Source organism: Actinoplanes sp. NPDC026670 (assembly GCF_040638175.1).
In the GTDB taxonomy this organism is placed as follows: Bacteria; Actinomycetota; Actinomycetes; order Mycobacteriales; family Micromonosporaceae; genus Actinoplanes.
The window spans coordinates 75621-95040 of record NZ_JBEZXU010000002.1 but is presented as its reverse complement, the minus strand read 5'-3'; the positions used below and the strand labels follow the sequence as shown (position 1 = coordinate 95040).

Below are 19420 nucleotides of genomic sequence, written 5' to 3'. Positions count from 1 at the left end.
GGCGGGTGAGGATACCTGTGGTCAGATCGGGAAGTTCACGCCGGTGAGTGTCTCGGAGATCGACCACAGCCGGCGCTGGACGGCGGTGTCGTGGGAGGCCGGGCTGGAGCTGACCGGGCGCGGGTGCCCGCGCAGTTCGCCGCGGCCGCCGGGGCCGTAGTACTGGCCGCCGTCGACGGCCGGGTCGGTGGCGGCGCGCAGGGTCGGCAGGGCGCCCATCGAGGCCGGCTGGGTGATGATCGGGGCGAGCCAGGTGACCGGCAGGCGGAGGGCGGCCGGGGTGTTGCGGGCGAGTTCGGTGTTGGACAGGCCCGGGTGTGCGGCGGCCGCGATCGTGGTGCCGTGCGCGGCGAGGCGTCGCTGGAGCTCGTAGGTGAACATGAGGTTCGCGAGTTTGGACTGTCCGTAGGCGCCGATCCGGCTGTACGAGCGTTCCCATTGCAGGTCGTCGAAGTGGATCGCGGCCTGGATGCGGTGGCCGGTGCTGCTGACTGTGACGATCCGGGAGCCGGGCACCGGCAGGAGCCGGTCGAGCAGCAGGCCGGTGAGGGCGAAGTGGCCGAGGTGGTTGGTGCCGAACTGCATTTCGAAGCCGTCGCGGGTGAGGCGTTTCGGGGTGTACATCACGCCGGCATTGTTGATCAGCAGGTCGATGCGCGGGTGGGCGGCTCGTAGCGCTGCGGCGGCGGCCCGCACCGAGTCGAGCGCGGTCAGGTCGAGCTCCTGGACGGTGACGTCGCCGCCGATCCGGGCCGCGGCCTGTTTGCCCTTCTCGACGTCGCGCACGGCCAGCACCACGGTGGCCCCGCGCCCGGCGAGCGCCCGGGCGGTCTCGAAGCCCAGTCCGGTGTTGGCGCCGGTGACGATCGCGGTCCGGCCGTGCTGGTCGGGGATGTTGGGTTCGGCCCAGTTCATGTCGCGCTCCTTTAACGTACCGCTGGTCTGTTATTGATTTCGACGTTAAGAGACCATCGGTCTGATGTCAAGAGACCGGCGGTTCGTAATGTAGGGTTCGGGGTGTGACGTTCCAACGGGCTCGAAGTGAGGAGCAGCGCGAGATCCGCCGCCGCGCGATCCTGGACACCGCCGCGGCGATGCTCGACGAGATGCCCGTGGCCGAGGTCAGTCTCAACGAGCTGAGCCGCCGGGTCGGGCTCGCCAAGTCGAACGTGTTGCGCTATTTCGAGACACGCGAGGCGGTGCTGCTGGAGCTGCTGGCCCGGTTCCTGCGCGAGTGGCTGGCCGCACTCGCCGACGAACTGGCCGCCGGAGTCGATCCGCACCTGCCCGCCGCCGAGCGGGCCGCCCTGCTGACCGGCGTGCTCAGCCGTTCGCTGGCCGACCGGCCGGTGCTGTGCGGGCTGTTCGGCGCGCAGGGCAGCGTCCTGGAGCAGAACGTGTCGGTCGAGGTCGTCACCCGGCACAAAAGGGATTCGCTCGAGTTGCTCGCCACCATGACCACGCTGATCCGCAAGCACGTGCCGGAGCTCGGTGACGGCACGCAGGCGTACTGCCTCCAGGTCCTGGTCCTGGCCGGCGCGCTGTCTGCCTATCTGCCGCCGCCGCCCAGCGTGCTCACCGTCTACCAGGCCGATCCGTCGCTCGCGACCCTGGACACCGACCTGCACGGCGCCCTGCTCCTTGCGGTCACCATGACGACGTCCGGCGCGCTGCCGCGTACCTGAACGCTCACCGGGAGGAAACCGGCCGCCGCGCAGTCTGGCAGGCATGAGGAAGACAACAGCCGTCGCTGTCGCGCTGGGTCTCGCGCTGTCCGGATGTGCCGCCACCACCGGGGATCCGGACGGTCCCGGGGACACACCGCCGTCCGGGATCGCCGACCCGTTCACCAAGGTGGTCGCCTACGCCGAATGCCTCCGGGAACAGGGCCTGCCGGTGAAGATCAACCCGGGTGACGGATACACAATGCCGAAAGGGACCGATCCCGCGAAGATCGAGGCCGCGGAGGCCGCCTGCCGCAACGTCGCGCCACCCGGCATGTATCAGAAACCGTCGGCCGAGGAGCTGGACCGGTACGTGAAGGTCGCCCAGTGCCTGCGCGACCAGGGCATCAAGGTGAGCGACCCGACGATGGAACGGCCGCAGCTCCAGATCGACCAGCAGCCGCCGCCGAACCTGAAGGAGCTTCAGGAGGCATGCGAGGAGAAGGCCGGCATGTGAGCCGGCAGGTCGACCCGGACGGTGAGGCCACCGTCCGGGTTGGGGGTGAGCGTGGCGGTTCCGCCGTGGGAGCGGGCGATGGCGGCGACGATGGACAGTCCCAGCCCGGCCGACGACGAGCCCGCGGTGCGGTCGGCGTCCAGCCGGCGGAACGGTTCGAACAGCTCAGCGGCCCGGTCGGCGGGCACCACCGGGCCGGTGTTGGTCACGGTCAGCCGCCCCGGCCGGGTCAGGCTGACGGTCACGGTCCCGCCGGGCACGTTGTAGCGGACCGCGTTCTGCACCAGGTTGGCGACCAGCTGGGCGAGCATCACCTCGTCACCGGGCACCACGACCGGCCCAGGCGAGTCCACCGTCACCGCGACCGGCCCGGGCGAGTCCACCGTCACCGCGACCGGCCCGGGCGAGACAGCCGGCACCACGACCGGTCCGGGCGACTCGACCGTCACCGTCACCCCGTCCCGGTTCTGCGTCACGACCTCGGTCACCACCGCGGACAGATCCACTGAGGTACGCACGTCCGGCCCCCGCTCCCCCTTGGCGAGCAGCAGCAGCCCGGCGATCAGACGTTCCGAGCGCAGCGTGTTGCGCAGCAGCTCGGCACGAATCACCGCGAGCCGTTCCGGCGAAGGGTCGGCCAGCCCCACCTCGATCGCGGTCCGCTGCACGGCCAGCGGGGTGCGCAACTCGTGGGACGCGTTGGCGATGAACCGCCGCTGACTGTCGACGGCCCGTTCCAGCCGGTCCAGCATCGCGTCGAAGGTGTCGGCGAGGCGCCGCAGCTCGTCATCCGGCCCGCCGAGGGCGATCCGCTCGTGCAGCGTCGACAGTGACAGCCGCCGGGCGGTGGCGGTGATCCGGTGCAGCGGCCGCAGCAACCGCCCGGTCAGCCACCAGCAGACCGCGAACCCGAGCACCGCGATCACCGCGATGGCGGCCAGGATCACCAGCCGCTGCCCCTGCCGGACGCCCTCCTGGATGTCCTGCACCGGCGGCGCGTCACACTCGGTGCCCCGGCACTCGTCTCCGCCGCGGCCGAGCGCGACGGCGGTGACCCAGCCCTGGAAGCCGAGAGCGAGCAACAGCACCGCGACCGTGATGACGGTGAAGAACCCGCCGTAGAGCAGGGTGATCCTGGTCCGGACCGAGCCGTTCACAGTCGGTAGCCGCTTCCGGGGACGGTGACGATGACGGGTGGGTCGCCGAGTTTGGCGCGCAGTTTGCTCATGGTGACCTTCACCGCGGTGGTGAACGGGTCGATGTGCTCGTCCCAGGCGCGTTCCAGCAGTTCCTCGGTGCTGACGACAGCGCCTTCGGCTCGCAGCAGGACCTCCAGCACGGCGTACTCCTTGAGGGCCAGCCGTAATGGCCGGCCGTCACGCGACGCCGAACGCACGGCGGTGTCCATGGTGATGCCGTGCCGGTGCAGAACCGGTGGCAGCGGCCGCCCGGACCGCCGCCCGAGGGCCCGGATCCGGGCGATCAGCTCCTCGAACGCGAACGGTTTGGCCAGGTAGTCGTCGGCGCCGAGGTTGAGGCCGCCGACCCGGTCGTGGAGCTCGCCGGAGGCGGTGAGCATCAGGATCCGCACCGGGCCGCCGCGCCGGGTGACCTCGCGGCACACGTCGTCGCCGTGCACGCGTGGCAGGTCACGGTCGAGGACGAGCACGTCGTAGTCGTTGACGTCGAGCCGCTCGAGGGCGGCCGCGCCGTCGTGGGCGACGTCGACGGCCATCGCCTGCGCGCGCAGGCCGTCGGCGACCAGGTCGGCCAGGAACCTCTCGTCCTCGGCCACAAGTATCCGCATCGCTCGATTCTGGCAAAACCAGGGGTTTCGCCGCGGTCACCGCCGCGAGCCGCGAGTCGCAGTCACCACCGCGAGTCGCGGTCACCACCGCGAAACCTGGGGACGACGACGCTGGGCCGCATGTCGCACCGATTTCATCCGGTTCTGGCCGTGCTCTGCCTGAGCGCGTGCAGCGCTCCGGTCACTCAGACACCGCGAGCCCTTCCGACCGTTTTCGTTCAGCGGACCGACCTGTCCGCCGCGACCCGGGCCGACGGGTCGCTCGGGTATGCCGGGTCGTTCACGGTGCTCGGGCCGGGGTCCGGGCGGATCACCTGGCTGCCCGCGCCCGGCGACGTCATCGGCCGCGGACGGGCGGTGTTCGGTGTGGACGGGCGGGCGGTGCCGCTGCTGTTCGGCGGGACGCCGTTCTTCCGTACCCTCGGATCAGGGGTTTCTCGCGGCAGCGATGTGAAAATCCTCGAACAGAACCTCAAGACCATGGGGTACGGCCCGGACCTCACCGTCGACACGAGGTTCACCTCGGCCACCCGGGCAGCGATCAGGCGCTGGCAGCACGACCTCGGCGTCACCGTGACCGGCACGGTCTCCCCGAAACATGTGGTGGTGATGCCGGGTCCGATCCGGATCACCTCGGTGGACGCCGTTCCGTCCGGGCCGGCAGCCGGTAGGGTGCTGACCGCGTCCGGGACCGGCCGTCAGGTGACCGTGCCGCTGCCGGTGGCGTCGCAGCAGCTGGCGAAGCCGGGCGCGCCGGTCGGCATCGAGCTGCCCGGTGGCACGTCGACGACCGGCCGGGTGACCGAGGTCGGCACCGTCGCGACCGCCGAGACGACGAACGCCCGCTCCCAGACCGGCCTGAGCACCGAGTCGGCGACCATCACGGTCCGGATCGGCCTGGACCGGCCGTCCGACGCCGGCCGGCTCGACGGCGCCCCGGTGACCGTCGCCTTCACCAGCGAGGAACACCGCGACGTCCTCGCTGTGCCGGTGAACGCGCTGCTCGCCGCGGCGGACCGGGGCTACACGGTCGAGGTGGTCGCCGACGACGGCACGGTCACCGCGGTGCCGGTCACGCTGGGCATCTTCGACGGCGATCTGGTCGAGGTCGCCGGCGCGCTGACCGAGGGCACGAAGGTGCAGGTGCCGGCCTCATGAACAGCCCGATCGTCACCGTCGAGAACGCGGGCCGGGAGTATCCCGGCGGTGTCCGCGCCCTGCACGAGGCATCACTGACGGTGCATGCCGGTGAGCTGGTCGCGATCGTCGGCCCGTCCGGGTCCGGCAAGTCGACGCTTCTGCAACTGATGGGCACCCTGGACACCCCGACCAGCGGGCGGGTGCTGCTGCACGGGCACGACGTGGCCCGGCTGCCGGACCGGCGGCTGGCCGCGGTCCGGGCCCGCTGGATCGGGTTCGTGTTCCAGCAGTTCTTCCTCACCGCGCACCTGTCCGCCCTGGACAACGTGGCCACCGGCCTGCTGTATCACGGTGTCCCCCGGCGCCGGCGGCGGGAACTGGCCGCGTCGGCGCTGCACCGGGTCGGTCTCGGACACCGCCTCGAACACCTGCCGCACCAGCTGTCCGGCGGCGAGAAGCAGCGTGTCGCGATCGCCCGTGCCGTGGTCGGCGAACCGGCTCTGCTGCTCGCCGACGAACCCACCGGCAACCTCGACTCCGCCGCCGGCGCCGGCGTGCTGGACCTGCTGACCAGCCTGCGCAGCAGCACCGCGGTCGTCGTCATCACCCACGACCGGGACGTGGCCGCCGCCCTGCCGCGCCGGCTGGAGATCCGCGACGGCCGGGTGATCGCATGAGCGTCCGGCTGCCCGAACCCGCCCGCCTGCACACCCGTGACCTGGCCCGTGTGGGCTTCGAAGGGCTCCGCGGCCGCCCACTGCGGGCCGTCCTGTCGGCGCTCGGCATCACCATCGGCGTGGCCGCCATGGTGGGGCTGGCCGGCATCAGCACGGTCAGCCGGGCCGGGCTGATCGCCGAGATCCGGGCGCTCGGCTCGAACCTGCTCGCCGCCTCTCCCGGCCGCAGCCTCACCGGACAGGACGCCGAACTGCCCGGCACCGCGGAAAGCATGGTCACCCGCATCCCCGGCGTCACCGACGTCTCCGCGATCGGCCTGGTCAACGACGCCACGGTGCGCCGCAACGACCGGATCAACCCGGCCGACACCAGCGGCATCGCCGTCCAGGCAGCACGCGTCAACCTGCTCGGCACCCTCCAGGGCACGATCCGATCGGGAGCCTTCCTCAACGCCGCCACCAGCCGATATCCGGCCGTGGTGCTCGGCTCGGTCGCCGCCGACCGGCTCGGCATCACCGGCGCCGGCGCGCACGTCTGGATCGCCGGGCGATCATTCCTGGTCACCGGCATCCTCGACACACTGCCGCTGGCGCCCGAGATCGACCGGTCCGCGCTGATCGGCTGGTCCTACGCCACCGGTCTCGGCTTCGGCGGCCATCCGAGCACGCTCTACACCCGGACCGATCAAAATCGGACCACGCAGGTGTACGCCGTACTGGCCCCCACGATCAACCCACGCAGTCCCGCCGAGGTCGAGGTGAGCTCCCCCGCCCAGGAACTGGAGGCGCAGGCCGCGGCCGAGGAGACCTTCGACGCGCTGTTGCTGGCCGTGGGCGCGGTCGCGCTGCTCGCCGGCGGGGTCGGGGTGGCCAACGTGATGGTCATCTCGGTGCTGGAACGCCGCCAGGAGATCGGGCTGCGCCGCTCGCTGGGGGCGACCCGCCGGCAGATCCGGATGCAGTTCCTCACCGAGTCGGTGACCCTGTCGGCGCTGGGCGGGCTGGCCGGGGTCGTCGCCGGGCTCGCGGCCGCCGCCGGGTACGCGCTGGTGATGGGCTGGCCGATGGCGCTGCCGCTGCCCAGTGTGGCCGGTGGCGCGAGCGCGGCCGTGGTGATCGGCGCGCTGGCCGGCCTGTACCCGGCGCGGCGGGCGGCCCGGCTGACTCCGACCGAGGCGCTGGCCACGGCCTGAACCGCGGTTGCCGGGCGGGCTGGCGCGTTCGGGATACGGTGCCCGAATGCGATACGTTCCGGGACAGACCGTCACCCGCCGTTACCTTCGCGGCGAATGGCTGATGTGGGCGCAGGCCATGCGGGTGATCCGCGACGACGCCGACGGGCTGCTGCTGTGGCAGCCCGTCGGCGGTGACTTCGCGAAGCTCGTCGACGCCGACGGGACCACCGCCCACGAGGTCTCCCCCGACGCGATGTCCGCACCGGAGCTGGTCAGCGTCGGCTGGCTCTACTACGACGTGCTGATCCTGATGCCGCCGGACGCCGCCCACTCGGTGTGGTGGTTCTTCCAGAACGGGACGTTCGCCGGCTGGTACGTGAATCTGGAAAGCCCGTTCGTGCGGCGCGGCGACGCCGTCGAGACCACCGATCACGTGCTCGACGTGGTCGCCACGGCACAGCGGGAATGGCAGTGGAAGGACGAGCACGAGTTCGCGGGCCGGATCGGTCATCCGCTCTACTTCGACGCCGACGAGGCGCCGGTGATCCGCGCCGAGGGGGAACGTCTGATCAAACTGATCGAGGCCGCGGAGTTCCCGTTCGACGACACCTACACCGGGTTCCGGCCCGATCCCGCGTGGCCGGTGCCCCGGTTCCCGGAGGCGGGCTGATCATGGACGAGACCCTGGGTGTCCTCGCCCACCACGGCGGACTGATCGCGGAGCACCCGGTGCTCACGGTCGGGATTCTGCGGGCGGTCGCCCGGCCCGGCGGCCTCGAGCTCGAACTGATGGCACGGCGGCCACCAGGCCGGGCCCGTTCTGCACCCACACCACGAAACCTTCTTCCGCCGTACGACGAAGGCCTTGATCTGCGCATTGCCTGGCTCGACGAGACGGGGCGTGCCCGTTGGGAGTACCCGGCGGGTTCGTCGTCGTCCAGCGGCGCGCACGGCCACAACTTGCAGCTGCTGATGCGCCTGCCCCCGATGTTCGACAGGCTGTCGCTGGTGCTCGCGTGGCCGGAGATCGGCTTCCCGGAGACCGTCGTCGACCTGCCGCTGCCCTCGAGAGCAACCGTCGACCGGGACACCGTCTCGATCTGGGACGCCCCGGTCCGCACGACCCGCCCGCCCGCGGCGCTGACCTACCGGTCCGGCGACTTCGCCCACTCCGAGCCGGACGCCGAAACCGGCCGGATGATCGCCCCGCCCCAGGTCCTGGCCCGCACCTCGGACGCCGTCGTCGTGCTGAACCGCCTCACCGGGATCGGCGACACCCTGTCCTTCGAGCTCGTCTGCCTGGCCGCCGCCGACATCCCGCACGACCTGACCCGCATCGCCGGGGCCTCGGTGGCGGTCGTGCAAGGCGCCGAGGCGGTGTGGGCGCGGTCGCACACGGCCAGCGCCTCCGGCGGCGACAGCTCCTTCGAGTCGGCAGCCGAGTACACGGTGGCCCGCCCCGCCGGAGACGTCCTGCACCTGCTGATCTCCTGGCCGGAATCGGGTCTCCCTGACACCGTCGTCGCCATCCCCCTCAACGCGGGGTGAGCCGGCGGCTCACCCCGCGAGCGCAGGGCCGGTCGCCGCGGGCCGGTTCGCTCACGCGCCGTCCGGCAGACCGCGAGCCGTCGCTCACGTGCCTTTCGGGGCCTCTATTTCCGTGGTAGGCGACGGCTGGCGGGCTACAGCGTGATCCAGTAGCGGCGGCGAGGTCCGGCCGGGGTGTCGCGGACGTCCTCCAGGACCCCACCCTGCTTCTCGATCACCCGGGCCGACGCGGTGTTGTCCACATCGCAGGTGATCAACACGGATTCCAGGTCCCGTCGCCGGGCGGCGGCCAGCACCTCACCGAGCGCCCAGCCGGCGACGCCCCGCCCGCGAGCCGACGGTCGCACGCCGTAGCCGATGTGCCCGGCCGCCAGCAGCAGGAAGTCGTTGAGCGCGTACCGCAGCGAGATGCTCCCGAGGACCGCGCCGTCCTGGTCGACGACCCACCAGTAGGCGGCGTGCACGAGCCCCGGCAGCGGCGGCCGGCTCTCGTCACCCTCGCGGCGCAGCCGCTCCAGCCAGGCGGCGAAGCCCTCCGCCGAGTCGACGTCATCATCGCCGCGCAGCCCGCTGCCGGGCTGATGCACCCCGCGACCCCACTCGTCGCGCGACGCCAGCCAGGCCGCGTGCAGGTCAGGGGTCGGTTCGATCAATGCAAGCACGCCCCAGCTTCCCGGTCACGGCAAGGTCCACGCAACTCCTGAGCGACCGCCGCCGGGGCTGGCCATGGCCGCTGCCCCGCGGCCCTGAGACAACGGCCAGAACCAGCCGAGGACCATCGGGTGTCCGCCGGTCAGAGCGGCCGGACCTCGGCGAGGCGCCTTTTCGAGTAGTCGTCGTCCCAGCAGACGGCGGCCTGCCACGCCGCTGAGGCCTGGGCGGCGATGTCATACGCGTCGTCGTCGAAACCGGCCGCGTTGCCCGGCAGGGCCAGGTCGAGTTCGGGCACGTCGGCGTGTGACTCGTCCCAGTCGATCAGCGCGACCCGGGCGCCGGTCATCCGGATGTTGCGCGGGTTGAGATCGCCGTGGACGACACACGTCGGACGTCCGGCGAGCCGCGCCCACGCCGCCCGGCACCGGGCCACACCGTCCGGCGGCATCGCGCCCAGGTCGATCCGCGTCCCGGCCGAAGCGTGCAGCAGGTCGAGCGACGACCGCCAGCCGGGCCGCTGCGGCCAGCCTTGGGTGACCCGGTGCAGCTCACGGACGGTGTCGGCGACCCGCCGCCAGTCAGCCGGAGCCGACGGCGGCCCGCCTTCCAGATAGGTCATCACCACCAGACCGTCGACGAACAGCCGGCCGTCAGTCGCGGGGATCGGCACCGGCACGGTCAGACCGGCCCGGTCGAGGTGCTGCAGAAGCCCGGTCTCCCACGCGAGGTCGGCGTCGCCGCGGGTCCCGAGGCGGGCGACCGCGAGCCGCCCGCCGACCCGCACACTCCACACGTCGTTGGCGACACCGCCGGTGAGCGGTTCGACCCGGGTGACGTCACCCCACTGCCCGAGCGCCTCCCACCCCACCGGCCCCACCCTAATGCGGGTAGGCACGCGGAATCCGCGTCCCGGCGATCTCGTTGCGGAACGCCTCGATGCGCGTGATCACCTGGCGGCGGCTGACGGTGTTCTCGATCCGGTCGAGATAGAGGCAGCGGGCGGCCAGCCGGTCCAGGTCGACGGTGAAGTAGATGGCCATCAGCGGGTTGACGAACAGCGTGCTGCCGCTGGTACGCCGGGTGAACTGCACGTCCCCGAAAGCGCCACCGACGGCGGCCGCGATCTGCCCGTTGACGATGCTGGGCCGTTCCGGGGTGGCGGCCTGCGCGTCGGCGACCGCCTCCCGGTACAGCACCGCCTCCCGGCTGTCGCCGGGAATGGACAGCGCGCCCAGATAGCCGCCCGCACGGTCGAGGGCGGCGAGGTTCTCCAGCACCTGCACGTGGTTGACCCCGTGGTAGGCGTCGATCCCGAACCCGAGGCAGGTGACCAGTTTGATCGGCACGTCGAGGGCGGTGACCGCGGCGACGCTGGTGATGTCCTCGACCGGGGTGCCGAGGGCGTGCTCGTCACCGCGCATCAGGATGTCGGTGCCGCCGTCGACCAGGACGACCGCGTCGATGTCCAGAAGGTCGACGAGATGGCGGTACGCGTCGCGCAGCGCCGGAACACCGAGCGGCGGGAACGCGTACACGGTCGACGGCATGTCGTGGGCGGCGAGCCATCGGGCCAGGGTGCGTTCCGGGAAGTACCAGTCGGGGCTGGCGGTGTCCGGGGTGACCGCGGCGACGTTGCGTTCCACCCACGACTCCTGGTCGATGAGTTCCAGTTGGGAGAACGACAGGCTGGCCAGGTGCACCTCGGCGCCGGTCGCCCGCAGAGCCAGCGCGAGGGGCAGTCCGGCGTACACGTCGAAACCGCCGCCGGCTCCGGCGATCAGGATCCGGCGAGCCGGTGCGAGGGCGGCGAACAGCGGCGGGGTGTTCAGCGAATATGTCAACGCCGCTACTTCACGGCCAGGAGGCGGAAGTCGTTGCCGTCCGGGTCGGCCAGCCGGACCCAGCCGGGGCCTTCTTCGAGGTGGGTGGCGCCGAGGGCGATCAGGCGGCGGGTCTCCTGCTCGTCGAAACCGCTGATGTCGTACGACCAGCGCGGCTTGCCGTCACGCGGATCCAGCGGCGGACCACCCCAGGTGATCTTCGTGCCGCCGGCCGGGGACTGGACGGCGGTCTCCTCGTTCTCGTCCCACACCAGCGGCCAGCCCAGCGCCTGCGCCCAGAAGTAGCCGACCGCCTGGCTGCCGTCGCTGGCCAGCGCCCCGATGAACCCGCACCCGGCGAGGAAGTTGTTGCCCGGCTCGATCACGTCGAACTCGTTGCCCTCCGGATCGCCGAGCACCACATGATCGACGTCGCCCTGCCCGATGTCGAGGTGCCGTCCGCCGAGCGCGAGCGCTTTCGCGACCGTCTGTTCCTGGTCCTCGATGGAGGTGCTGGTCAGGTCGAAGTGCATCAGGTTCGCGGTGGTCTTCGGCCCCTGCTCGGGCTGGAACCGTAACCGGAACCCGCCGTCGCCGCCGATCAGCACTCCCCCGTACTGGTCGTGGACCGCCTGATAGCCGAGCATCGCGGCCCAGAACCCGGCGAGCCGTTCCGGCTGTCGCGCGTCGATGCGGAGGGCGTACAGGTCCAGGGCCATGGTCACGTCCGATCGGTGAGGATGTCGGGGCGGCGGGTTCCCAGCCAGGCCAGCAGCGCTTTCGCCTGCGCCCGCTGGAAGTCACGGACGGCCGGCGCCGCGGGCGGCGGTGGCAGCAGGGAACGGCTGACAAAATACCCGGCCGCCGCGACCAGCACGGTATCCAGGTCGTCGCGGTCGACGCCGGCGGTCAGCGGGTGCTCGCCGATCAGGGTCTCCACGTCGACGCCGTGCATGGCGAGACTCGGGGTCATCAGCAGCAGATCGAACCAGGCGGCGCCGGTGCACGCGTTGGGCCAATCGACGATCCACACCCGGTCGCCGGCCCGGATCATGTTGTCCAGCCGCAGGTCACCGTGGACGAGCGCGGTCCCGTCGGCGACCTGCGACCAGCGTTTCTCCCGGGCCGCCAGCGCGTCGAGTGAGGCAGCGGCGAGTTCCGGGTAGCCGCCGACGATTGCGTCCCACGAGTCGACGGCGCGCCAGCTGACGAAGTCCTCGGCGTATTCGTCGACGAGCCGCGGAAGCCCGGACGGGCCGGGTGTCGCCCCGAGCGCGGCCACCGCCGCCAGGACCGGGTCGAGGTCGGCGATCTGCGGGGTACGGCCCTCGACGTACTCGAACAGCATGACGATCCACACGCCGTCGTCGTGCCACCAGAGCAGCCGAGGGCTGGGCACCTGCGGCGGCAGCGCCTCGGCGAGCAGCGCCTCCCGCAGGTAGGAGCCGGCCACCTCGGACGTGTGCCGGGCGATGGCCTTCACGAAGAACCGCTCCCCCGACGTCCCGGCGACCGCCGAGGCCACGCCGGGGGTGAAGCCGCCGGGTGCGCTGGCGACCTCCCGTAGCGGGGTGGCCACAGCGGCCTCGGCACGGCTCCGGAGGGAGTCCGGGATGTCGGACCAGCGCAGCCGGGTGAGATTCATGATCCGGCACGGTACCGCCGGACTCCCGCACCGGCACCGCAATTACGACAGGTTCAGGGACTGCTTCAGGAAGGCCAGTTCGTACTCCCAGAGGCCCTCCACGGCGCCCATGTGGGAGGCGCCGGGCAGGGGCAGGACGGTGTGCGGGCGGCCCGCGGCGAGCAGGGCCGCGGACAGTTTCATGGTGTGCACGGGCAGGACGTTGTCGTCGACCAGGCCGTGGATCAGCAGCAACGGGACACGCAGATTGGGGGCGTCGTCGATCAGCGACGACTGGGCGTACATCTGCGGGTTCTCGGCCGGCAGGCCCAGGGTCTTCTCCTGCCAGTGCGAGCTGTAGAGCAGCATGTCGGTGACCGGCGCCCCGGCGATGCCGGCGTGGAAGACGTCGGGGCGGCGCAGCACGGCCAGCGCCGCCAGGTAGCCGCCGGCCGACCAGCCGCGGATGCCGACCTTGGACAGGTCCAGGTCGTAGTGCCCGGCGGCGGCCTGGAGGGCGTCGACCTGGTCCTGCAGGCGCGGGGCCGGGTGGTCGTCGCCGCGGGACCGGTCCCAGGCGGGGCCACGGCCGGGGGTGCCGCGGCCGTCCGCGATGACGACGGCGAAGCCCTGGTCGGCGAACCACTGGGAGGCCCAGTAGCGGGAGCGGGCGGCGACGGCGCGCTGGGCGGCCCGGCCACCGTACGGGTCCATCAGCACCGGCAGCGGGCCGCCGGTGTAGCCGGCCGGCAGGAGCACGGCGGTGCGGATGCGGCGTTCGCCGAGCCAGTGCAGGTTCGGCCGCGGGATGATCGGCGGGGTCGCGGCGAAACCTTTGAGGGGGCGGCCGTTGACCGTGATCGTCTCGCCGTCGAGGGTGCGGGCGTCGACGACCGTGGTGCCGCCGGCGAGGCGGCCGTCGTGCAGGCCGTCCTCGGTGGTGACCTGCCGCAACGCGGTCGGCGACCAGGTCCACAGGTGCCGGACGGCCGGGTCCTCGAAGGCGGTGAACAGCACCGAGTCGCCGTCGACCGACAGCACCCGGTCGATCTGCAGGCCGGGCGGGGTCACTGGCACGCCGTCGACCGTCAAGCGCCTGGTGTCGCCCTCGTCGACGGCCCACAGCAGGGCGCCGGACGCGGTGTGGGCGGGCACCCCGGAGACGATCGTGGTCCAGTCCGGGGCGGTGTCCTCGCGCAGCACGGTGGTCCGGCCGGTGGCCGGGTCGGCGGCGAGGATCCGCATCGCGGTCTGCGGGCGGTTCTGCACCGTCACCAGCAGGGCGGTCGCGTCCCACGTCACCCGGGTCACGTATTCGAACGCCTTACGGTCCCAGTCGATCTCGGTACGGCTGCCGTCGAGGCCGAGCACGTGCAGGCTGACGTCGGCGTTCGGGGTGCCGGCGGCCGGGTAGCGCAGGGCGGTCGGCGGGTGCTCCGGGTGGGCCGGGTCGCTGATGTGCCACACCTGGACCGGGCTGTTGTCGACGCGGGCGGCGACCAGGGAACGGCCGTCGGGCGCCCACCAGTAGCCCTGGAACCGGTCCATCGACTCGGACGCCTCGTGCTCGGGCAGACCCCAGGTGACCTCGGGGCCGTCCGGTTCGGCCAGGGCCCGGTCGTCCTTGCCGTCGCGGCTGATCACCCGCAGCTCGTCGTCGTGGACGTAGGCGATCCACTGGCCGGTCGGGTCGATGCGTGCCTCGGCGGCCGGCTCCTTCGCGCCGACTTCGGTGACCTGACCGGCGGACACGTCGGCCACGAACAACCTCATGTCGAGGGTGAATGCGATCGTCCGTACCGCTGCGTCGGTGTTGAAGACGCTGATCCCGGCGGACCTGTCGCGGGCCCGCTCACGCCGCGCCCGTTCCCGCTCGGACATCGGTCCGGCGTCGGTGGCGCCCAGCGCCGCCGCGTCGGCGAGCAGGGTTTCCGTGCCGGTCGCGACGTCGTAGGTCCAGAGGCTGGCGACCGGGTCCTCGCCGCCGGGGGTGCGCAGGAAGACGACGCGGGTGCCGTCCGGGGAGATCGCCAGGTTACGGGCGAGACCGAGTGTGAACCCCTGGGTGCGGGCGACTTGCCCGGGAAACGTCGACGTCATCCGAATACTGTGCCGCAAGTGAGGCGAGCAGTGTGAGCTTGTCGGCGGCTTCGCTGCCGGTGTCCGGGTGGTAGATCACGAGCATGATTCCGTCGGTGCCGCTGACCAGCAGTTTCTCCCGGTTGAGGACGAGTTCGCCGACCTGTGGATGTTGGAAGGAGATGACCGCTCCGGCCCGCGGGCGGACGTCGTGGCGGGCCCACAGTTTCCGGAAGAGCGGGCTGGCGAGGGAGAGTTCGCCGACCAGTTCGATGAACCGTGGGTCGTCGGTGTCGGTGCCGACCGCCTCACGGAATCCGGCGACCAGGTACATGCAGGCCAGCTCCCAGTTCGGGAAGAGCGCCTGCTCGGCCTCGTCGAGGAAGACGTCGCGCAGCCGGTTGCCGCCCGGGACGAGTCTCGGGGACAGCGCGGTGGCCATCGGGTTCGCGGCGAGGACGTCGAGGCAGCGGCCCTCGACGAAGGCCGGCAGCGGCAGGGCGGCGACGAGTTTCGCGGTACCAGGCGGCAGCGTCTCCCGGTGGATCCGCCTCCGGCGTGGCTTCGGCCCGGCCAGGCCGATCAGGTAGGCGCGGGTGTCGTCGTCGAGGCGCAGCACCCGGGCCAGGGCCTCCAGCACCTGGAGTGACGGGTTGAGGTCGCGGCCGCGTTCCAGTCGCAGGTAGTAGTCGGCGCTGATGCCGGCGAGCATGGCGACCTCCTCGCGGCGCAGGCCGGCGACCCGGCGCACGCCGGTGACCGGGATCCCGGCTTCCTCGGGGGTGACCAGTTCGCGGCGGGCCTGAAGAAACGCGCCCAGTTCCGATGCCATGCCACCACGGTAGGTCGCGGCCGGCCCGTCAGAGGGGGTCCTGTCAGGGCTCTGGCTGTGCCGTCGCGGCCGCCGGATCGTGGTTGGCATGACACAGCGTGTTCTCGTCACCGGTGGTTCAGGTTTCATCGCCGGTCACTGCATCCAGGTTCTTCAAGATCAAGGCTTTGCGGTACGGGCGACCGCCCGCTCCCCACGGCCGGGTTTCGTGGCGGCCGATCTGCTGTCCGACGAGGGCTGGGCGGCGGCCGCGTCGGGCTGCGACTACGTGCTGCATGTGGCGTCGCCGGTGCGGCCCGGGCACGTCGCGAACGAGGACGACCTGATCGTCCCGGCGGTCGAGGGGACGTTGCGGGTGCTGCGGGCGGCGGTCGACGCCGGGGTGAAGCGGGTGGTGCTGACGTCGGCGTTCCATGCGGTCGGGTTCGGTCATCCGCACACCGATCACGTGTTCACCGAGGACGACTGGTCGGTGATGAACGGGCCGGGGATGGACGCGTACGGCCGCAGCAAGGTCCTGGCCGAGCGGGCCGCGTGGGAGTTCGCCGCCCGGGAGGGCCTGGAGCTGACCACGATGCTGCCGGTGGCGGTGATGGGCCCGGTGTCCGGCGGCTCGGTCTCGGGTGGCTCGGTTTCCGCGGCCTCGGTTTCCGGGGCTAATCACATCGTGCAGCGGATGCTCGCCGGGGAGATGCCCGGGTTCCCGGACCTGCACATCCCGATCGTCGACGTCCGGGACGTGGCGAGCGCCCACGTGGCGGCGCTGACCGCGCCCGGCGCCGCCGGTGAGCGGTTCCTGCTGGCCAGTGGCCCGGTGACGCCGATGCGGGAGATCGGCGCGGTGCTGCGCTCCCACCTGGGTGAGGCGGCGTCGAAGGTGCCGACCCGCAATCTGCCGAACGTGGTCGTCCGTCTCGGTGCGGTGTTCAATCCGCAGTTGCGGGCGTTCGCGGGCGAGCTCGGCTACGTCAAGCAGATCTCCAACGCCAAGGCACGCCGGATCCTCGATTGGACGCCACGGCCTTCCGAGCAGGCGATCATCGCCGCCGGCGAAAGCTTGGCGGTACGTTTGCCCGCCCCGCCCGCACGCAATAGGCGGTGAGGCCGCCCCGGCCACGGCGGAGGCCCGGGCCGCCGGCTGCGAGTGGCTGCACGTCGACTTCGAGCCCCACCTCGCGGGGTTCTACCTCGAGGGCTGCGGTTTCCGGGCGACGCAGGCGGGGCTGATCCGGCTGTCCTGATGGCCGGCAGTGACCCCGGGAGTCCGTGTCATCGAGGGGCCGGGACGTCGGCGAATGTCGCGGGCACCGTCAGGGTCCGGGCTCGCGCCGCCGGCCAGAAGAGCACGAACGCCCGGCCCACCAGCCGGTCCTCCGGGACGGTGCCGCTGGCGGCATCGAGGTGTTCCCGCGAGTCGCCGGAGGCGCTGCGATGGTCGCCGAGGACGAACACGCTGCCCGCGCCGACGGTCACGTCGAAGCTCTTGTCGGACGGGGCGTCCCCGGGGTACAGGTAGTCCTCGTCGAGCGCCTGCCCGTTCACGGTGATCCGCCGGTCCTTGTCGCAGCAGACGACGCGGTCGCCGGCCACACCGATGACGCGCTTGATGTAGTCCTGTCCGGGAGCGGCCGACCATGCCGGCGGCGGCTCGAAGACCACGACCTCCCCGCGGCCGGGCGGCTGGAACCAGTAGGCGGTCTTGTTGACCAGGACCTTGTCGTCGAGAAGCAGCGTCCGCTCCATGGACGACGACGGAATGTAGAACGTCTGGAGGAGAAACGTCCGGACCGTGGCGGCGACCACGACGGCCACGACGATCAGGATGAGGAACTCGATCCAGCGCGCCCGGCCGGTCTTGGGAGCATTGGTGCTTGTGGACACAGCCGCACCCTACAAGCCGCGACCAACCGCCGCACGGGTCCCGCCGCGGTGTGTTGACGTGCTGATTTGGCGAACCCGCCGGCCCGCGAGCATGATCTTGGCAAATCGGGGGCGCACGGGGAGGCAGCAGGTTGGCGACACGGAAGACTTCGGTCACCGAGGTGCCGTACGACGAACGCGGGAATCTGCTGTTCTACGTCGAGCGTGACGGCGGCTACTCCTACCTGGAAGGTGACCCGTATCGGGTGGCGTACACCATGCGGCCCAACGTCACCTTCGACGCGACCCTGACCATCGACTCGATGCGCACCGGGCAGTCCGCGAAGTATCTGATCTGGCGGGACACCGACGGCCATCACTACCCGATGTTCATCACCGACCTCACGGCCATGCTGCCGCTGGTGGACGTGCGCCGCGGGGTCGTGTCCGGCACGTGGATCGTGCGCAAGAAGGGCCAGAACTACGGGATCGCGCTAGCCCCTTAGGAGATCGTTCGTGGCTTCGTTCGCTGACATCCGTGCCGCGCTGCGCGCCAGGACGGCCGTCGAGCCGCCCGCGCCGTGGCGCGGCCGGCCCATGCGGATCGGCGGGATCACGGCGGTGGGCTTCGCGCCGGGCACCGATCTGCTGGTGGTGCTCTCGCACAACGGTGTCGGCGTGATCGACCCGTTCACCGCGCAGACGCTCGGCCGTAGCGACGATGACGACACCTACGGCGACCACTATCCGGTCGCGGTGGCCGGCATCGGGCCGGTCGCCGGCATCCGGATCCCGCTTGCCGGGCTGTGGGGCGGCGGGCTGCGGACGTTCACCCCGGACGGGTGGCGAGTCGTGGTGATCGCTCCCGATTGGCCTGGCGAGAAGGTCGCCCTGATCCCGCCGGGCGCCCCCGGCCCTGACGAGGCCCCCGAGTCCGCCCTGATCATCCACGATGACGACCCGATCCGGGCGGCCGGCTTCTCCGACTCGGGCCGGGTCCTGGTGGTGGCCACCTCGCGTCTCCACCTGTGGACCCGATAGCCACTTCCGGCCTATCGGCCCGGCCGTCGCTCAGCACGGTAAAGCCGCCCACATTCCAGCGTTCAGCGACGCCTGGCGGTCGTCGTCTGATAGCCCTGGCCGGGGCTGGGGCTGGGCTGGGCGATCACCAGGCGGCTGCCACGGTAGCGTGCTGCGGTGGACTGGGACGCGTTCGAGGCGGCATGGCATGACAGCGGATGCCGGGCTCTGGCGAGCCTGGCGGCGGCCCATCCGGACGAGACGCTGTATGCCGCGGCTTTCCACCTGTTCTACAGCGACGGTACGACCGTCCTGTCCCCGGCGCTCGCCGCCAACACCGAGTCGGCGGTGCACGATCGGGATGGGTATTCGACGCGGTTCGTCCCGCCGGAATGGCGGTGGGATGTCCTTGCCGCCGCGAGTGACGCGATGCAGCCCTGGTACCAGGATATGACCGACGATGTCCGGCACGATGCCGCCATCGCCAGGGTCTGTAAAGCGTTGACGGCGACCGCCCGGCAGGGCCGGATCCACAGTTCGTTACCGGCCGACTTCGTAGTCGTCATCCTCGACGGTCAACGCGGCGACGGGGAGGCCGACCTGATTCGCGCGAGCGTCGACCCGCGATTACTGGCGGCCGTCCCCGGGCTGGCCGAACATCTGCGGGAGATCGATCACTCGATCGGCGGTGACACCAGATAGACGATGCCGCCGACGATCATGCCCAGCCCGACCAGCATGAATCCGCCGCCCGCGACGAATCGCCCCAGGTTGAACCCGAACTTGAAGCGTTCGGTGTTCCGGAACTCGTCCGCACTTCCGGTTTCACCGGCCATCCACCTGTTCACGCGGCTCTCGGAGATCCGCTTGGCATGGTCGTCCGCCATACCGAACAGGTTGGCGACCCAAATGAGCCCGAAAAAACCGACGAGCAGGCCAACCCCGATGAGAGCAAGGCCCCTCTGTACGTACAACGGCATAGCGACTCCCCCAAGCGCCGGCC

The 19420-nt window shown here is 71.4% G+C and carries 23 protein-coding genes; 11 read left to right on the top strand and 12 right to left on the bottom strand.

The annotated features are described in order from the left end of the window. Nucleotides 1-21: 21 nt before the first annotated feature. Nucleotides 22-915: an SDR family NAD(P)-dependent oxidoreductase gene (locus AB0E94_RS02210; RefSeq protein ID WP_360321149.1), complete on the bottom strand. Its 894-nt coding sequence runs from the start codon at nt 913-915 to the stop codon at nt 22-24. Between the two features lie 104 nt (nt 916-1019). Here AB0E94_RS02210 and AB0E94_RS02205 point away from each other — a divergent pair, with 104 nt between their 5' ends. Both AB0E94_RS02205 and AB0E94_RS02200 read left to right on the top strand, forming a co-directional pair. Next, entirely contained in the window at nt 1020-1685 is a 666-nt protein-coding gene (locus tag AB0E94_RS02205; RefSeq protein ID WP_360321146.1) for a TetR family transcriptional regulator, read from the top strand. 43 nt (nt 1686-1728) lie between these two features. Next, complete coding sequence (locus AB0E94_RS02200; RefSeq protein WP_360321143.1) at nt 1729-2181, top strand: hypothetical protein; 453 nt, start codon at nt 1729-1731, stop codon at nt 2179-2181. Here the strand turns inward: AB0E94_RS02200 and AB0E94_RS02195 are convergent. Together AB0E94_RS02195 and AB0E94_RS02190 are read right to left on the bottom strand one after the other, a co-directional pair. Then, nucleotides 2148-3338, bottom strand: coding sequence for a HAMP domain-containing sensor histidine kinase (locus tag AB0E94_RS02195; protein WP_360321140.1), 1191 nt, complete (start codon nt 3336-3338; stop codon nt 2148-2150). The genes AB0E94_RS02200 and AB0E94_RS02195 overlap by 34 nt on opposite strands. After that, nucleotides 3335-3988 (bottom strand): response regulator transcription factor, encoded by a 654-nt coding sequence (locus AB0E94_RS02190; protein WP_360321137.1) that lies wholly within the window; start codon nt 3986-3988, stop codon nt 3335-3337. Before AB0E94_RS02190 ends, AB0E94_RS02195 begins: the two co-directional genes overlap by 4 nt. A gap of 120 nt (nt 3989-4108) precedes the next feature. Between AB0E94_RS02190 and AB0E94_RS02185 the strand changes: the two genes are divergently transcribed. From AB0E94_RS02185 to AB0E94_RS02165, 5 genes are read left to right on the top strand one after another with little or no spacing between them, the layout of a single operon-like run. Further along, complete coding sequence (locus AB0E94_RS02185; RefSeq protein ID WP_360321134.1) at nt 4109-5146, top strand: peptidoglycan-binding protein; 1038 nt, start codon at nt 4109-4111, stop codon at nt 5144-5146. Next, nucleotides 5143-5805 (top strand): ABC transporter ATP-binding protein, encoded by a 663-nt coding sequence (locus tag AB0E94_RS02180; RefSeq protein WP_360321131.1) that lies wholly within the window; start codon nt 5143-5145, stop codon nt 5803-5805. The genes AB0E94_RS02185 and AB0E94_RS02180 overlap by 4 nt, the downstream gene beginning before the upstream one ends. Further along, a complete protein-coding gene (locus AB0E94_RS02175) occupies nt 5802-6998 on the top strand; it encodes an ABC transporter permease (protein WP_360321128.1) in 1197 nt (398 codons plus the stop codon). The genes AB0E94_RS02180 and AB0E94_RS02175 overlap by 4 nt, the downstream gene beginning before the upstream one ends. A 46-nt stretch (nt 6999-7044) precedes the next feature. Further along, nucleotides 7045-7650, top strand: coding sequence for a DUF402 domain-containing protein (locus tag AB0E94_RS02170; RefSeq protein ID WP_360321125.1), 606 nt, complete (start codon nt 7045-7047; stop codon nt 7648-7650). Nucleotides 7651-7652: 2 nt separating this feature from the next. Beyond that, on the top strand, nt 7653-8528 hold the full coding sequence (locus AB0E94_RS02165) for a hypothetical protein (RefSeq protein ID WP_360321122.1): 876 nt from the start codon (nt 7653-7655) through the stop codon (nt 8526-8528). Between the two features lie 134 nt (nt 8529-8662). Here AB0E94_RS02165 and AB0E94_RS02160 read toward each other — a convergent pair whose 3' ends face one another. The 7 genes from AB0E94_RS02160 to AB0E94_RS02130 form a co-directional block, all read right to left on the bottom strand. After that, nucleotides 8663-9190, bottom strand: coding sequence for a GNAT family N-acetyltransferase (locus tag AB0E94_RS02160; protein ID WP_360321119.1), 528 nt, complete (start codon nt 9188-9190; stop codon nt 8663-8665). A 131-nt stretch (nt 9191-9321) separates the two neighbouring features. Beyond that, on the bottom strand, nt 9322-10050 hold the full coding sequence (locus AB0E94_RS02155) for a phosphotransferase (protein WP_360321116.1): 729 nt from the start codon (nt 10048-10050) through the stop codon (nt 9322-9324). Between the two features lie 10 nt (nt 10051-10060). Continuing rightward, the gene (locus AB0E94_RS02150) at nt 10061-11023 is read right to left on the bottom strand and encodes a DUF1152 domain-containing protein (RefSeq protein WP_360321113.1); all 963 of its coding nucleotides are present in this window, start codon (nt 11021-11023) and stop codon (nt 10061-10063) included. Between the two features lie 5 nt (nt 11024-11028). Further along, entirely contained in the window at nt 11029-11721 is a 693-nt protein-coding gene (locus AB0E94_RS02145; RefSeq protein WP_360321893.1) for a VOC family protein, read from the bottom strand. A 2-nt stretch (nt 11722-11723) separates the two neighbouring features. Beyond that, complete coding sequence (locus tag AB0E94_RS02140) at nt 11724-12647, bottom strand: phosphotransferase (protein WP_360321110.1); 924 nt, start codon at nt 12645-12647, stop codon at nt 11724-11726. Between the two features lie 42 nt (nt 12648-12689). Next, nucleotides 12690-14726, bottom strand: coding sequence for a prolyl oligopeptidase family serine peptidase (locus AB0E94_RS02135; protein ID WP_360321107.1), 2037 nt, complete (start codon nt 14724-14726; stop codon nt 12690-12692). Beyond that, a complete protein-coding gene (locus AB0E94_RS02130) occupies nt 14662-15537 on the bottom strand; it encodes a helix-turn-helix transcriptional regulator (RefSeq protein ID WP_360321104.1) in 876 nt (291 codons plus the stop codon). Before AB0E94_RS02130 ends, AB0E94_RS02135 begins: the two co-directional genes overlap by 65 nt. 88 nt (nt 15538-15625) lie before the next feature. On the opposite strand from AB0E94_RS02130, the gene AB0E94_RS02125 reads away from it, so the two are divergent. Then, nucleotides 15626-16639, top strand: coding sequence for an NAD-dependent epimerase/dehydratase family protein (locus tag AB0E94_RS02125; RefSeq protein ID WP_360321101.1), 1014 nt, complete (start codon nt 15626-15628; stop codon nt 16637-16639). A gap of 167 nt (nt 16640-16806) precedes the next feature. Here AB0E94_RS02125 and lepB read toward each other — a convergent pair whose 3' ends face one another. Then, nucleotides 16807-17418, bottom strand: coding sequence for a signal peptidase I (gene lepB, locus AB0E94_RS02120; RefSeq protein ID WP_360321098.1), 612 nt, complete (start codon nt 17416-17418; stop codon nt 16807-16809). Between the two features lie 131 nt (nt 17419-17549). Here lepB and AB0E94_RS02115 point away from each other — a divergent pair, with 131 nt between their 5' ends. From AB0E94_RS02115 to AB0E94_RS02105, 3 genes are all read left to right on the top strand, one after another. Continuing rightward, complete coding sequence (locus AB0E94_RS02115; protein WP_360321095.1) at nt 17550-17903, top strand: hypothetical protein; 354 nt, start codon at nt 17550-17552, stop codon at nt 17901-17903. 10 nt (nt 17904-17913) lie between these two features. Next, on the top strand, nt 17914-18438 hold the full coding sequence (locus tag AB0E94_RS02110) for a hypothetical protein (protein WP_360321092.1): 525 nt from the start codon (nt 17914-17916) through the stop codon (nt 18436-18438). Between the two features lie 156 nt (nt 18439-18594). Next, a complete protein-coding gene (locus AB0E94_RS02105; protein WP_360321089.1) occupies nt 18595-19119 on the top strand; it encodes a DUF4303 domain-containing protein in 525 nt (174 codons plus the stop codon). Here AB0E94_RS02105 and AB0E94_RS02100 read toward each other — a convergent pair. Continuing rightward, nucleotides 19092-19397, bottom strand: a complete 306-nt coding sequence (locus tag AB0E94_RS02100) for a hypothetical protein (RefSeq protein ID WP_360321086.1) — start codon at nt 19395-19397, stop codon at nt 19092-19094. The genes AB0E94_RS02105 and AB0E94_RS02100 overlap by 28 nt on opposite strands. Between the last annotated feature and the right edge of the window lie 23 nt (nt 19398-19420).